Here is a 14,182-nt window from a genome sequence, read left to right on the forward strand (position 1 = left end):
TAGACTTGAAACATATGGCTTTTATGGAGAAAAAAGAAAACTTAGTTTTCATTGGAAACCCTGGTGTAGGGAAAACACACCTTGTCATTGCATTAGGCATTGAAGCATGTCATCAAGGCTACCGTACACTGTTTATCAGTTGTCATGAATTACTTTTACGTCTTCGTTCTGCCTTTGAAAAAGGGACCGTCGATCGTGTTCTGAAACGATATGCCAAATATGATCTTTTGATCATTGATGAAATAGGTTATTTACCAATTCAAAAAGTTGAAGCTTACCTCTTCTTTCAACTATTAACGATGCGTTACGAAAAGAAATCAACAATGATTACGACAAATATTATCTTATCTCGATGGGGGGAGCTATTTCAGAATACTGAAATAGCCGCCGCCATTCTTGATCGCCTGGTTCACCATGTTAAAGTCTTCAAGATTACTGGAAAATCATATCGTATGAAAGGGAAAATATAAATGGACTTCTAAATTAGACTGTCAAAAACCTACATTTTTATTCTGTCATAAACCTACAATTTTATACTGTCCTTGACATCTGTCGCACGTGTCAAGAGATAGAGGAGATTCCAAAGGATATAGTCAAACAATTTGATGTTCTAGATGGTGGAGACCCAATGGATCCACCTAGATTTAGTTGTGAAAGATGTGGAAATGAGATGGTTCCTGTTTACTATAAGAGTATTCACGGTATCGTCTACGATAATTCAGAACTGAAAAAGTAATGGCTACGCACTATCCCAAAAGGGCGAAGGCGTAGCCGAAGCTTTTTTTATTATTATCTCTTTATGTCTAGTAAATTATGTGTGATGAATAAGAAAAATAAAGTCAATATATATCTGAAGTCCCTGTATTTTTTGTGAAAAAAAGGGTAAACTTAAGCTGACTAAAGCATTTGAAGGAGGAAAGCTCATGCAACTAATGACTGACTATTTTGCCATTCTGCTGCCTTTAATCATATTGCAGCTTATTTTACTGGTTACCGCAATTGTTCATCTGGTCAAAAATGACCGGCTGTCTCAATCAAACAAGATCATCTGGGCACTGGTGATCGTTTTCGTTAATATTATCGGCCCGATTATTTATCTGATTTTTGGAAGGAAAGAAGACTGATGGCCGTACTTGAAATTGAACAGCTCAAAAAGTCATATGGGACACAGAACGTGCTTGATGGTGTCACTTTTTCAGTAGACAGCGGGTCAGTTTACGGCTTTATCGGGAAAAATGGTGCAGGGAAAACGACAACGATGACGATTGCTCTGGGTCTGCTTAAACCAGACGAAGGAACGGTCAGAATCAATGGTGAACCGGTGACATATGGGGATACAAAAACTAACAAATATGTAGGTTATCTGCCGGATGTACCCGAGTTTTATCCGTTCCTGACTGCCGGGGAATATATGGCATTGTGCGCCGATGTCAGTGGTATCGACAGGAAAGAGAGCAAGAAGAAGATAAGTGAACTCCTTGAAATGGTCGGACTGGAAAACAACAAAAAGCGGATTAGAAACTATTCCAGAGGGATGAAACAAAGGCTCGGCATAGCACAGGCACTTATCAATGACCCAATCCTGCTGATCTGTGATGAACCGACGTCTGCGCTGGATCCAATCGGGAGGCAGCAGCTGTTGACTGTCCTTAAAAAAGTGAAGGAGAAGACGACGGTCATCTTTTCGACCCACATTCTTACAGATGTTGAAGCAGTTTGTGACAAAGTGGCAATACTAAACAACGGGAAAATCGTCAAACAAGGCTCAGTGGAACAATTGAAAGCAGAAGTGAAAACCAATCAATGGACGGTCGTTTTGGAAACTGAAGAAGAAGCTGGAAGAGTAGCAGAAGCACTCGACACTCATCCGGAACTGCTGCCGGTCAAGCAGACAGGTGTCAAAGTTGAAGGGACATCAGAGTCCGCAGCAGACGCCATGGGTATTATTCTGAATTGTCTTCATACTCTATCTGTCATACCAATAAGAGTTGAACGCAAGGAGCCGACTATGGAAGAAGTGTTTATGGAGGCGATCAGATGAGAGGCTATGGGGCATTTATTCAGAAAGAAATAAGAGAAAACAGCCGGAATTACAAGTTCTTCATTCTGGGCATCGTTTTTGCGATAGTGGGCCTGCTCAGTCCGCTGAGTGCGCGATTTTTACCAGAATTGATGGGAAATCTGATGGATGAAAACATAACAATCATTCTTGCTGAACCGACTCACATCGATTCATGGCTGCAATTCTTCTCCAATATCAATCAGATCGCACTAGTCGCTTTTGTCCTGGTGTTCAGCCCGGTTATGGCAAAGGAATATGAAAAAGGAACCTTCATTCACATGGTCACTAAAGGGCTGCCGCGCCTGACGATTTACGGCGCTAAGCTGACCGTTCTGCTGATCAGCTGGACGATCTTTTATCTTATCAGCTTCCTTATCACCTGGGCTTATACGCTCTATTACTTTCCGGAAGGGACAAGTGAGGGCCTGTTCATCTCGGTAGGGAGTCTCTATCTGTTCGGTCTTCTGATGATCAGTCTCTTGATGCTCTCAGGGGTCCTGTTCAGGAACAGCTATGCGCCGCTCCTGGCTGTTGGCGGAGGAGTTGCCGTGTTATTTATTGGAAGTATCTTTCCAGTAATCGAAAGATGGAGTCCGCTCCAGCTTGCCACTAGAAACGTTGAAGTCCTCACCCTTCAGTCAACGGATCCGGCCTTCACTCGTGGAGCGATCATCACGCTTATGATAACCGTCATGTTCATCATAACAGGCGGCCTTGTCTTCAGACGAAAAGCTTTACAGTAACTAATGAAATAGATAATAATTCAGAAAAATGAACACCTCCCGATCCGAAGCAGACCTTATAAATGGCCTATTTGGATCGGGAGGTATTTTTATTGGTCGCACAGAAACTGATCAGAATATGAGCAGGCTCGCACCGTACATCATGTAAACTGAGCGAAAATGTCCAAGCCCAAAGGCGACTCGCCTTCTACAGCTTGTTCCCTTTCACGATCGTATTCAAGATAAGGGCCGCCGGTCACGTAGACAAAAGCAGTCAGCAGGTGCTTGGTCTGATAGTCCTGAATGGCTTTTGCCTTTTCTTCAGGAACGAAACCGATTGGGGTGCCTTCCACCACGACCAGAATACGGTCTTTTTCTTTGACGTCAAAATCAACATTTACGGTAGTGATGCTTTCGTACTTGTAGACGCGTTTACTCAAAGCAGTCATGTCTTCAAGGGTCTTGCCGCTATAGTAGTTCTTGAACGGATCTTCTTCTACCATTTTAGCAACCACAGCGTTTATAGTTACCTCGTCCGCTTTTAGTTCATGCGCGGTTACTTTGGCTTCATATTTGACAGTAATCTGATCCGTTTCTTCATTACTGGCCGGTTCACTGCTGGATGCAGGTTTGTTTTTACCTTTAAAGAAATCAAATAGTCCCATGATGATCCCCTTTCTGAATTAACCTTTTTCTTTATCTAAGAATACTGAAAGTGCTGATAATAGTCAATTTAACGTAATTCCGAAAGAAGTCTCCCACTTCTAAGCGTATGGGTGCGAAGCACCAGTGAAAGTGGGAGATGAATTTCGGTCAAGCGATAGCTTGAAGTGGTTAATGTCATTCTCATTTGGTATACTTTATATATAGACGATAACCAAGTCTATATAGGCGACAACCAAGCCTACTGAGTATTCCTTGGCGTTAGCCAAGTAAAAGAAAACCTATGAGGCAGGGACTGCCTTTTGAGCCTACCCATATCCGATTCCTCTGTCTGCATGAAACCTGTGCAGACAAGAATGGAGTTCGTAGGAAGCCCCCACTTCAAAATCCGGAGGATTTAAGTGGTGGGTAGTTCACAGAACAGTCTCCTTTTCCTAATCACCCTTTACCGGTGATCATTTATCCGAAAGCTGTGGAGGAAGTCATTCAGGATTATTCCAATCCTGGTGAAGCAGTCAAATCATTTTTTTCTGAAAATGGCTATACGAACGGGTGGGTGAATGGGATATATGATTTTCATCATTTTCATTCAAACACACATGAGGTTCTTGGCTGCGTATCCGGAAGAGCGACTGTTCAGCTTGGCGGGCCACATTCGAATGAATTTACTGTAGAGGCCGGAGATGTCATGCTTCTCCCAGCTGGGGTTGCAGACAAACTGCTGACATCTACTGATGATTTTCAAGTGGTCGGCGCTTATCCGAATGGTGAAAGTCCAGACCTTCAGCGCGGAGATGCTGTCGATTACGAGCGTGTAAAACAGAGGTGTTACGACATACCCGTTCCGGAGACAGACCCCGTAAGAGGTGAAAAGGGAGCGGTTCAGAAGTACTGGGTCCTATCTACGGATGAGTAGAAAAAACTAAAAAAGCCGATGTCTGATAAGTTGAGAACAACTCTCGTCTTATCAGACATCGGCTTTTTGTTATCGGTGGTGTCAGCTGATGAGTCAGCTAACCAAAATCAGGACTTCTCTTGGGTTGATGATCAGTTTATTTCCAGTGATTGTTCCCAGAGGACTTAGTCCGGCAGTATGACGATTAGCAATGATCGTCCATTCTTTAGGTAGCGGATAACTGCTTTTCAGAGCGACCCGATCGGGTTGCTGACTTGAATTGACCACAACAGCCATCATCGACCAATCACCTTCACCGGTAGTGTTCGGGATCGTATAGGCTAGAAGGTTTTCTCTCAGCTGTGAGAAGAAAACGGCGTCGCCAGTCTGATTCGTGTCATCCCGGAGTGGAGCATACGCCTTTCTGATAGCAATCATGCCTTTATAGTAGTTGACAAGGTCAATATGCTCATAGGTGCGCGTCCAGTCAAGAAGATTGATGTCAATGGATGAACGGAAACTGTTGTCATCGCCGTATTTCGTCCGACCCCACTCCTCACCCGCCTGCATGAAGACACATCCAAGCGAGGTATACAGCAGCGCAGCGTTCAGTTTGTTCATCTGAATAAGATCCAGATTTCGCTCGTAAGCAGGTTTCTTAAGAGTAGATGCCACCAGTTTGTCATAGAGAGTCAGATTATCGTGAGCAGATGCATAGGTCACGACCTGGCTTGGATTACGTGCCCACTGCTTTTCATCCGGCAGACGGAAACGTCCCACATCGGACTGAGTATTAGCCAGAATACTGGCAATCAGATCATTCGTCGCATAGGCGCTGTCTTCGTGTCCGTTGGCTCCTTGTAAAAACCCGCCTTTATCGGCTTCAAATACAGGGCCTTTGATCGCATCGCGGAATTCATCATTAAATATGGCTATGCCGTCCTCGAAATCACCGATATGGTATTTATCAGCAGGTTTATTAGGCTCATAAATGGCTACACTTCCAGCATTCCAGGGTTCCCCGTAGATAATGACATCGCTGTGTCCTTTCTCATTCAAGGTCCGCCTAAGCCTGTTTATGGTATCAACATCGTGCAGACCCATGAGATCAAACCGAACGCCGTCGATATGGTATTCTTCGACCCAGTATACAATAGAATCAATAATGTACTTGCGCATCATTTTTCGTTCGCTCGCGGTTTCGTTCCCGCATCCTGATCCGTTAGATAAGGACCCGTCCGATTCCTGACGATAATAGTAGTCAGGTACAGTCAGCTGGAACCAGGAATCGTCAAATGTAAAGGTATGGTTGTACACCACATCCAGGACCACACCGATCCGTTTCTTATGAAGACTGGCGACCATTTCCTTGAATTCTCTGATTCGACTGAGTGGATCGGCTGGATCAGATGAGTATTTGCCTTCAGGGACCATATAGTTCTTCGGGTCATATCCCCAGTTGTATGCAGGAGAAGTTTCGTCGTTTTCATAATCGAAAGCAGGGAGGAGGTGCACATAATTGATTCCCAGCTCGCTCAGATAGGCCAGGCCTGCCGGCTGATTAGGATGAGCAAATACATGGACCTGATCATCGGTAAAGGCCTGATATTTCCCTCTATGTTCTTTTTTAAATGTTGCCGATTCATCGCTTGAAAAGTCTTCGACATGAACTTCCCATATCATGGCATCAGTGATTCGTGACACTCGCTCGAAATGATCTTCTGACCATCCCTCTGGATCCGTTTCTGCTAAATCAATGACTGCCGACTTGTTTCCGTTCAAGCCGACTGCTCTGCTGTAGATATCTGCTGCCTCGGTTTCAACGCCATCGTGAATAAATGAATACGTATAAAATAATCCCTTCAGGTCCTCATTGACCGTAAGTTCCCAGACTGTGTCTTCCAAAGACATCTCGATCTGACGAGACGATGTGTTTGCGTCAGCTGAGTCGTACAGATTGACCCAGGCCTGTTCAGCAAGAGGGGACCAGACCTTGAACGTAGAGGAAGCGGCTGTATAGGTCAGGCCCAGATCATCCTGACTGTAGCGGTTATCTTCGAGATAGGGAATGCGTTTTTCTAACGGTTGACTGCTGTTCATAGTAACAATCCTTTCTTTCTACTTATTATAAAGTATACCATGTGGACAGTGGTTAATCTAAAAAATGATAAAAAGGCTGTCCGGCACTTTCTATCATTCTTTGAGTTTATTTATATAATGCCAATTAGTTCCAGAAGGGTCGTCCATCCAAGACTGTATAAGGCAATTGATAATGGTTTGCCCAGAAGGATGATGACTGAGACTTTTAAAACGGACATATTGGATAGACCGGCAAGGTAACAGACCACATTATCAGGCGCAAACGGGAGAAATATGACGGTGGTAAAAAAGCGTTCGAATGTCTTGCCGTTTTTTAGTTTATCTTCGTATTTTTGAATCCTGTTTTGACTGACCAGTTTTTCAAGAGCCGAGTGACCGTAACGTCTTACAATGAGAAACGCCAGAATTGAACCAATACTTATGCCGATATAATTATAGAGAACACCTATGAATGGTCCATATAAAATGACTCCTGCCGCTACGGTAATAGCTGAGGGAAGAAGCGGCAGGAAAATCTGCAGAATCTGAAGAATGATAAATATAGCTACTGACAATCGTCCAAAACCATGAACGTAGGCTACAAAATCTTCCCTTGAGTTGAACACGCCATCCTGCCATGCAAAATAAATAAGTATGACAGAAAGGCACAATCCGATGAGGCTCAACAGATCGATCCATTCCAGTTTACGATGCAGTTTTTCCACACAACTTCCTTCTTTCCAGAGTGTACTGCTTATATTTTATCAGGGAACTAAAAAAAACGCTCATAAGAACGCTTTTATCAGTGGGTCACTTTAGTATGTCTACAAATATTTTAAAAGCCGCCTTATGTCCGATAACCGTTTTTTCACCAGCTGATGTTTCAAGGGTCAGCGGGCCGTCATACGGTTCGATTTCAGCTAAGGTGTATTCTTTGCCTAAGTGAACCTTTTTATACAGCAGGTATTCCAGAAAGTCCTCCTGATCATCGACTTCCTGTATTTTGAACCGGTCACCGACTTTGCACTCAATAAGAGGCGTTGAATGTATTTCCGGGACTGTCCCGTCCTGATTCGGAATCACTCCGCCGTGAGGATCAAATGTCGGTTCCTCCAGAAATATATTAAGGCGTTCAATCAGAAGATCAGAAGACACATGTTCCAGAAGGTCGGCATCCGCATGGACTTCATTCCAGTCGTACCCCAGTTTTTCTGCAAGAAACACTTCCCAGATCCGGTGTTTCCTAATAAGCTGATTAGCAATAAGCAGGCCTTTTTCAGTAAGCATGACGCCCTGGTAAGGCAGGTGTGTGATGAGCTCTTCCTTGAGCAGACGTGTATTCATATCTGTCACAGATGCTGCAGAAATCGAAAGCATCCGGACCAGGTCTTTATTGGTCACGACCTTTTCTTTTCCACCAAGTTCAAAAATTGCTTTAATAAAATCCTCTTTATTGGGTGTCATCGTTATACCCCTCTATCTTTTTCATTTCTATAAAAGTGTACCACATTTATCAGTTTCTAATCAAAGGTGTATTTAACTTTTGTTTCACAGTTGACTGAAATTATTTTTTAGGGTAGACTAAAAAATAGTTAAAGTAAAATAACACTATTTGTATAGAAGGAGATAGATATAATGAAATGGGTAAAAGGATTAGCATTAATGGCAGGTGTCGTGTCACTGGCGGCATGCGGAAATGAACAGACAGATGAGGTTTCAGAAGATAATCCATTGAACGTTGTGGCAACTACATCAATGATCGCCGATCTAATGGAGACAATCGGTGGAGAAAAAGTGTCAGTAGAAGGTCTGATGGGTCCCGGAGTCGATCCGCATGAGTACCAGCCGTCCACATCTGATGTAAATGCCATGCAAGAAGCAGACATTGTCGCGTATAATGGATTAATGCTTGAAGCACGTTTTGTGGAAGTCTTTGAACAGTTGGATGAAAGAGGAGTCTTTACCATCGTCATGGCAGATGCCTTGAATGAAGGAGAGCTTCTCGATCCGGAAGAAGATGAAGAGGATCTGGAGTATGATCCGCACATCTGGTTCAGCGTTTCTCATTGGGAAACAATCACAACTTATGTGGCAGACCAGCTGAGTGAAAAAGATCCGGACAATGAAGACTATTACCAGGAGAATGCGGAGGCATATTTAGTTGAACTGGGAGAATTAAGAACGTATATTGAAGAAAGAATTGAAGAAGTACCGGAACAGTCCCGTTATCTGGTGACGGCACATGATGCGTTTCAGTATTTTGGGGAAGAATTTAATTTTGAAGTGGTCGGTCTGCAGGGATTGAATACACAGACAGAAGCGGGAACTGGAGACATCAGTCAGCTCGCGGACTTCCTGGTAGATAACGAGATCAATGCGGTATTCGTTGAAAGTTCTGTTTCACCAAGAAATATCGAAGCGCTGATCGAAGCAGCCGGAAGCAGAGGTCACGAAGTAGTCAATGCCGGAGAACTGTATTCCGATGCATTAGGCAGTGAAGAAGACGATGCAGAAACCTACATTAAAATGTACCGTGCCAACATTGATACGATCGTTGACGGTCTGGCTGATTAAGTTCAGCTGAGTACGACAGGTTTTTTAATAGAAAGAAGGAACAGGTATGGAAAACAAACAGGCAATTTCAATCGAACATTTGACGGTCGCTTATGATGCGAAGCCGGTCTTGTGGAATGTTACTACAGGATTTAAAGAAGGCCGTCTCACGGCGATCATTGGACCAAATGGAGCAGGAAAGTCGACTCTGATCAAATCAGTATTGAATTTTCTTCAACCTATCACTGGGACAGTAGCCTTTTCCATACAGAATGAACAGAATGTTCCTTACAAGAAAATAAAAAATAAAGTAGCCTATGTCCCTCAGAATACTTCAGTCGACTGGGACTTCCCAGCTACCGTTCTGGATGTCGTTCTGATGGGCAGATATGGCCACTTAGGCTGGCTGAAACGACCAGGAAAGAGAGATAAAGATTTATCAAAACAGATGCTTTTAAAAGTCGGGCTGCCGACTTTTGCCTCCCGTCAGATCAGTCAGCTGTCTGGCGGTCAGAGGCAGCGTGTGTTCCTAGCACGTGCGCTGGCTCAGGAAGCGGATATATATATAATGGACGAACCGCTCTCGGGTGTTGACATGAAAACTGAACGCATCATCATGAAACTTCTGAAAAACCTGGTTGAGCAGGGCAAGACCGTTATTGTCGTTCATCACGACTTGCAGACGGTTGAAGACTATTTTGACGACGTGGTGTTCATTAATCGCGAAGTCATTGCTCAAGGGCCGGTTCAAGAGGCGTTTACTCAAGGAAATATTGATGAAACTTATCATCAGGATCGAAACTTGGGAGAAGGTGAAGGCTGATATGCTGGAACAGATCAGATTGCTGCTGAATGACTACACGTTTCAAGTCGTTGCTTTAGGCACCGGATTCTTAGGGCTGTTAAGCGGAGTGATCGGAACCTATGCTACATTAAGAAAAGAAAGTCTGCTTGGGGATGCATTGAGTCACGCTGCCTTACCTGGAATTGGGATCGGCTTTATTCTTATACAAAGAAAAGAACTGTCTGTACTGATGCTTGGGGCAATCATCTCAGGATTGATCGCCACGGTGATTATTCAGACTATGAGCAAGAAAACCGTGGTCAAACTCGACAGTGCCTTGTCACTGATCCTGTCCAGCTTCTTTGGTCTGGGTCTCGTCATCCTGACTTCAATACAGAATAATCCGAATGCTCAACAGGCTGGACTAAGCAACTTTATTTTCGGGCAGGCGAGCGCTATGCTTCGAAGCGATGTCCAGATGATCGGTCTGATCGGACTGGTCCTGCTCGTTATGGTGGCATTGTTCTGGAAGGAATTTAAAGTATTTACATTTGATCCGATGTTTGGACGGACATTAGGCTTCTCAAGTAAGATCGTTGAATCCCTGTTGTCGACAATGATTGTTGTAACCATTATTTTAGGACTGGAGTCAGTAGGGGTCATCCTAATCAGCGCATTGCTGATCGGTCCATCAGTAGCCGCCCGTCAGTGGACGAACCGGTTGAGTCTGGTCATGCTGCTGGCAGCAGGTATTGGATTTGTTTCCGGCGTGACGGGAACCTTCATCAGCTCTATGGGGGCTCGAATACCAACAGGGCCATCGATCGTAGTCGTTGTCAGTATGTTCGTGTTCCTCAGCCTCTTTATATCTCCCGGAAGGGGAATACTGGCTAGACACATGGCCTGCAGAAAGAGGCAGAAAGTATTTATGAAACAGATCAGAAGTCTGGAGGAGTGAGCGCGGTGAGCATGATCAATGAAATAACCCTGATAGCAATTATTGTTGCCGTCGCCTGTGCGCTTCCAGGTGTCTTTCTGGTGCTGAGAGGAACCACAATGGTATCCGATGCAATCACACATACAGTTCTGCTCGGAATCGTTCTGGCCTTCTTCATTACACAGGATCTGAACTCGCCTCTTTTGATGATTGGAGCTACGCTTGTCGGGGTGGCGACGGTCTGGGCAATAGAAGCGCTCCAGCAGACTAAGCTCTTGTCCAACGATGCAGCTATCGGTATTGTCTTTCCATTATTTTTCAGTATAGCGATCATTCTGATTACACGCTATGCCGGAAACGTTCATTTGGATGTAGATTCAGTCTTGATGGGGGAACTGGCCTTTGCGCCTTTCAGACGTCTGGTGCTGTTCGGTGCAGATTTGGGACCGAGAGCGCTCTGGACGATGCTGGTCATCCTGCTGATCAACAGTCTCTTTATTGGATTGTTCTATAAAGAGCTGAAAATCACGACGTTTGATGCAGGCTTTGCTGCAGCAATAGGATTCTCACCGGTACTCATCCACTATGGGCTGATGACCCTTGTGTCTCTGACGGCCGTTGGCGCCTACGATTCAGTAGGATCCATTCTGGTGGTAGGGTTCATGGCCGGACCTCCGCTAGCGGCCTTTCTACTGACAAACAAGCTGCATGTCATGATTGGTCTGACAGCTGTAATGGCAGTGATCAACAGTACAGCAGGAGTGAGGCTGGCTTTTATGCTTGATACGACGATTGCGGGAATGATTGCTGTGGTGACAGGAGTCACAACTTTACTTGTCTTTGTCTTTTCTCCGGAAAAAGGACTGATTAAAGCTACGGTCAACCGAAAAAGAGAACAGAAGAAAATCGATCAGCGTCTTAAGGAAATAAGCTGATAAGATTGGTCGGTAGAAAAATATCCTGAATAAGCAAAATAAATCTGGATCATGTGCCCCTGCTGTTATGGGTCAGGGCTGCTCATGCTCCAGATTTTTTATTTTATATTCAGCAAGTATATGGTTTAACTGTTGACGTGTCGAGGCTGAACGGCACGCGAAGCTTTTATTATTATAGCGTCGTTTTTCGTTTGATGAGCTTGAATGACAAGGGCTTTAGCTCATCGACGGGCTGATTCAATGTCTGAAGAAGCAGACGGCAGGCGTTTTTTCCCTGTTCCTCGATCGAATAATCGATAGTAGTCATATCCATCACATCGCTGACATCCAAGTTATCGAATCCAGTGACGGATACATCTTCAGGTACACGAATTCCTTTCCTTCTAAGTCGGGAAACGACAAGCGCTGCAATGGAATCGGAATGAGTGACCACTGCATCAGGTTTGACTTCAGCCGATTCGTACCATCTGATAAAGTCATCGACTTTTTCAGCTGTGACTGTATCAATGAAGAGGTCAGGATTATGCGGATCAATCTGATGGTCTCTGCAGAAGTCTGTATAGGCATCAATCCGCCGCTGGGTGTTGAGCCCTTTAGGTGTCCCGTATAAATTGAGGATTTGACGGCATCCGGTTTCCCATAGATAGTCTAGAGCGAGGCGATGTCCCTTATAATGATCGATGAAGACAGAAGGAATCTGTTCAGAATCGACATTGTGTAAGGTGACAACTGGACCAAAGGATGCATATTTTTCCAGAACAGACCAGTCATTGGCACGGTAAATCAGGAAAATGCCGTCCAGCTGCTTGGATTTCAGCAGGTCAAAAGCTTCCCTTTCTCTTTTCATATCCCCATTTGTAACGAAGAGAGTCGTTGTATAGCCGTTCGCGTAAGCAGTAGAGATAAATGAATTGATACGGGCCACTGCAGTATCATTGAACTGTGTACTGATGATCCCGAAGTTTTTAGTTGATCCTGTTCTCAGATGCTGGGCATTTTTGTTTGGGCTGTAGTTCAGCTGCTCAATGGCATCTTCTACTTTACGTCGGGTCTCTTCACCAACATATCCGCTGGAATTGATGACGCGGGAAACAGTAGCGGATGACACCCCAGCGTGTCGGGCAATATCCAATATCGTTGGCATTCGTGCACCTTCTTTCCTTGCATTCATTATATCAGATATTCTTCAGACCTGTAAAAATGAAAAAACCGCCCGTCATATATCCTGGAGAATCTTGAACTCCATGGTACATGACGAGCAGATGTAAAGTGTTATCGGCTGAAGAGCGCGGATAAGTAAGTGAGCCATTTATTTAAAGAAGTATGATCTTCTTTAATCTTTTCCTGTTCACTGCTGATGGACAGGAGTTCATTTTGAGCATGAACAGGCTTGCTACTTAGTGAAGGTTTTTTATAAAACCCGTCACTAGTCAATATCCAGGCTTTTGTATTGTCATAGAGATAAAGCTTGAGAATAGAGAGAATGTGAGATTTCAAAGGTGGTTCCAGTACTGGAAAAGCTATCTCGATGCGCTTGATCATATTTCTTGTCATCATATCGGCGGAAGAGAGGTAGAGATTTTCCTCGCCATTATGATAGAAGTAATAGACTCGGCTATGTTCAAGAAAACGACCCACAATACTTCTCACCGTAATGTTTTCACTTACCCCAGTGATGCCAGGAATCAGACAGCAGATCCCTCTGACAATCAGCTCGATTCTGACCCCTGCCTGACTGGCTTCATACAGTTTAAGCAGCATTTTCTTGTCGGTCAATGAATTCATTTTAGCGATGATATGGCCGTTTCCGTACCTTGTGTGCAGCTTGATTTCCTTTTCAATATTTTCAATGAATGCATCCCTGATATCAAAAGGGGAGACATGCAGATAGTGATAGTCGGGCTGTTCCGAATACCCGCTCAGATAATTGAAGAAATCGAAGACATCCTGAGTGATTTCATTATTCGATGTAATAAGCCCCATGTCCGTATAGAGTCTAGCAGTCTGTTCATTATAGTTTCCGGTCCCAAGATGGACATAACGCCTGAACCCGTCCGTCTCTTTTTTTATGACCAGAGTGGCCTTGCTGTGGGTCTTCAAACCTTTTACACCATATAATATATGAGCACCGGCTTCTTCCAGCTCCTTGGCCCAGTGGACATTATTTGCTTCATCGAACCGTGCTTTCAGTTCTACAAGAACAGTCACCTGGATACCCTTTTTTGCTGCGTTCTTCAAAGCTTCAACTAAAGGGGAATCATCGCTGACCCTGTATAGAGTCTGCTTGATGGAGACTGTCCGGTCGTCTTCGGCTGCTTCCCTGACAAAGGAGATGATCGGATCAAAAGCATCAAAAGGATGATGGAAAAACAGATCCTTTTTTCTTGCCAGCGCATAGACTGACTGCTTTTTCAGCTCAGCTGGATCCTGAGTTTCGCACCTACAACTGAAAAATAAGCAAAGAAACGTTGATTTTATCAAATTAATCAACGTTTTTTCTGTCTTTTTGTTGTCCACTTATGTACGTTTATGATATACTAAAGAAAAGATCC

General features: G+C 44.1%; 15 protein-coding genes. 9 read left to right on the forward strand and 6 right to left on the reverse strand.

Annotated elements, in window-relative coordinates:
* The 4 genes from istB to ACYQ2O_RS06885 form a co-directional block, all read left to right on the forward strand.
* Nucleotides 1–470 (forward strand): IS21-like element helper ATPase IstB (gene istB, locus ACYQ2O_RS06870; RefSeq protein ID WP_459796290.1); only part of this gene is annotated, 470 nt, incomplete at its 5' end.
* A gap of 453 nt (nt 471–923) precedes the next feature.
* Nucleotides 924–1,124, forward strand: a complete 201-nt coding sequence (locus ACYQ2O_RS06875; RefSeq protein WP_346023804.1) for a PLD nuclease N-terminal domain-containing protein — start codon at nt 924–926, stop codon at nt 1,122–1,124.
* Complete coding sequence (locus ACYQ2O_RS06880; RefSeq protein WP_346023805.1) at nt 1,124–2,041, forward strand: ABC transporter ATP-binding protein; 918 nt, start codon at nt 1,124–1,126, stop codon at nt 2,039–2,041. The genes ACYQ2O_RS06875 and ACYQ2O_RS06880 overlap by 1 nt, the downstream gene beginning before the upstream one ends.
* Nucleotides 2,038–2,805 carry an ABC transporter permease gene (locus ACYQ2O_RS06885; protein WP_346023806.1) on the forward strand — a complete coding sequence of 256 codons (768 nt, stop codon included), beginning with the start codon at nt 2,038–2,040 and terminating at the stop codon, nt 2,803–2,805. Before ACYQ2O_RS06880 ends, ACYQ2O_RS06885 begins: the two co-directional genes overlap by 4 nt.
* Nucleotides 2,806–2,945: 140 nt before the next feature.
* Here the strand turns inward: ACYQ2O_RS06885 and ACYQ2O_RS06890 are convergent, their stop codons facing one another.
* The gene (locus ACYQ2O_RS06890; RefSeq protein WP_346023807.1) at nt 2,946–3,449 is read right to left on the reverse strand and encodes a hypothetical protein; all 504 of its coding nucleotides are present in this window, start codon (nt 3,447–3,449) and stop codon (nt 2,946–2,948) included.
* Nucleotides 3,450–3,898: 449 nt separating this feature from the next.
* On the opposite strand from ACYQ2O_RS06890, the gene ACYQ2O_RS06895 reads away from it, so the two are divergent.
* Nucleotides 3,899–4,363 (forward strand): hypothetical protein, encoded by a 465-nt coding sequence (locus ACYQ2O_RS06895; RefSeq protein WP_459796291.1) that lies wholly within the window; start codon nt 3,899–3,901, stop codon nt 4,361–4,363.
* 93 nt (nt 4,364–4,456) lie between these two features.
* On the opposite strand, the gene pulA is transcribed toward ACYQ2O_RS06895, so the two are convergent.
* From pulA to ACYQ2O_RS06910, 3 genes are all read right to left on the reverse strand, one after another.
* The gene (gene pulA, locus ACYQ2O_RS06900; RefSeq protein WP_459796292.1) at nt 4,457–6,442 is read right to left on the reverse strand and encodes a type I pullulanase; all 1,986 of its coding nucleotides are present in this window, start codon (nt 6,440–6,442) and stop codon (nt 4,457–4,459) included.
* Nucleotides 6,443–6,552: 110 nt separating this feature from the next.
* Nucleotides 6,553–7,146 carry a TVP38/TMEM64 family protein gene (locus ACYQ2O_RS06905; RefSeq protein ID WP_346023810.1) on the reverse strand — a complete coding sequence of 198 codons (594 nt, stop codon included), beginning with the start codon at nt 7,144–7,146 and terminating at the stop codon, nt 6,553–6,555.
* 85 nt (nt 7,147–7,231) lie between these two features.
* Nucleotides 7,232–7,885 carry a metal-dependent transcriptional regulator gene (locus ACYQ2O_RS06910; RefSeq protein WP_346023811.1) on the reverse strand — a complete coding sequence of 218 codons (654 nt, stop codon included), beginning with the start codon at nt 7,883–7,885 and terminating at the stop codon, nt 7,232–7,234.
* Nucleotides 7,886–8,056: 171 nt separating this feature from the next.
* Between ACYQ2O_RS06910 and ACYQ2O_RS06915 the strand changes: the two genes are divergently transcribed.
* Genes ACYQ2O_RS06915 through ACYQ2O_RS06930 form a run of 4 tightly spaced genes read left to right on the forward strand, consistent with a single transcriptional unit; the run spans nt 8,057 to nt 11,630 of the window.
* Nucleotides 8,057–8,995, forward strand: coding sequence for a metal ABC transporter solute-binding protein, Zn/Mn family (locus tag ACYQ2O_RS06915; protein WP_459796294.1), 939 nt, complete (start codon nt 8,057–8,059; stop codon nt 8,993–8,995).
* Between the two features lie 46 nt (nt 8,996–9,041).
* Nucleotides 9,042–9,797, forward strand: a complete 756-nt coding sequence (locus ACYQ2O_RS06920) for a metal ABC transporter ATP-binding protein (protein ID WP_459796295.1) — start codon at nt 9,042–9,044, stop codon at nt 9,795–9,797.
* Entirely contained in the window at nt 9,751–10,716 is a 966-nt protein-coding gene (locus tag ACYQ2O_RS06925) for a metal ABC transporter permease (RefSeq protein ID WP_459796296.1), read from the forward strand. Before ACYQ2O_RS06920 ends, ACYQ2O_RS06925 begins: the two co-directional genes overlap by 47 nt.
* 11 nt (nt 10,717–10,727) lie before the next feature.
* Nucleotides 10,728–11,630, forward strand: coding sequence for a metal ABC transporter permease (locus ACYQ2O_RS06930; protein WP_346023823.1), 903 nt, complete (start codon nt 10,728–10,730; stop codon nt 11,628–11,630).
* 172 nt (nt 11,631–11,802) lie between these two features.
* Here the strand turns inward: ACYQ2O_RS06930 and ACYQ2O_RS06935 are convergent, their stop codons facing one another.
* Together ACYQ2O_RS06935 and ppk1 are read right to left on the reverse strand one after the other, a co-directional pair.
* Nucleotides 11,803–12,774 (reverse strand): LacI family DNA-binding transcriptional regulator, encoded by a 972-nt coding sequence (locus tag ACYQ2O_RS06935; protein ID WP_459769153.1) that lies wholly within the window; start codon nt 12,772–12,774, stop codon nt 11,803–11,805.
* Nucleotides 12,775–12,902: 128 nt separating this feature from the next.
* Complete coding sequence (ppk1, locus tag ACYQ2O_RS06940) at nt 12,903–14,120, reverse strand: polyphosphate kinase 1 (protein ID WP_459796297.1); 1,218 nt, start codon at nt 14,118–14,120, stop codon at nt 12,903–12,905.
* Between the last annotated feature and the right edge of the window lie 62 nt (nt 14,121–14,182).

It is taken from the genome of Alkalibacterium sp. m-11, assembly GCF_054658155.1.

Coding starts and splice junctions, on each gene's coding strand:
- ACYQ2O_RS06875 (WP_346023804.1), top strand. CDS start 924: ATGCAACTAATGACTGACTATTTTGCCATTCTGCTGCCTTTAATCATA.
- ACYQ2O_RS06880 (WP_346023805.1), top strand. CDS start 1,124: ATGGCCGTACTTGAAATTGAACAGCTCAAAAAGTCATATGGGACACAG.
- ACYQ2O_RS06885 (WP_346023806.1), top strand. CDS start 2,038: ATGAGAGGCTATGGGGCATTTATTCAGAAAGAAATAAGAGAAAACAGC.
- ACYQ2O_RS06890 (WP_346023807.1), bottom strand. CDS start 3,449: ATGGGACTATTTGATTTCTTTAAAGGTAAAAACAAACCTGCATCCAGC.
- pulA (WP_459796292.1), bottom strand. CDS start 6,442: ATGAACAGCAGTCAACCGTTAGAAAAACGCATTCCCTATCTCGAAGAT.
- ACYQ2O_RS06910 (WP_346023811.1), bottom strand. CDS start 7,885: ATGACACCCAATAAAGAGGATTTTATTAAAGCAATTTTTGAACTTGGT.
- ACYQ2O_RS06915 (WP_459796294.1), top strand. CDS start 8,057: ATGAAATGGGTAAAAGGATTAGCATTAATGGCAGGTGTCGTGTCACTG.
- ACYQ2O_RS06920 (WP_459796295.1), top strand. CDS start 9,042: ATGGAAAACAAACAGGCAATTTCAATCGAACATTTGACGGTCGCTTAT.
- ACYQ2O_RS06925 (WP_459796296.1), top strand. CDS start 9,751: ATGAAACTTATCATCAGGATCGAAACTTGGGAGAAGGTGAAGGCTGAT.
- ACYQ2O_RS06930 (WP_346023823.1), top strand. CDS start 10,728: ATGATCAATGAAATAACCCTGATAGCAATTATTGTTGCCGTCGCCTGT.
- ACYQ2O_RS06935 (WP_459769153.1), bottom strand. CDS start 12,774: ATGCCAACGATATTGGATATTGCCCGACACGCTGGGGTGTCATCCGCT.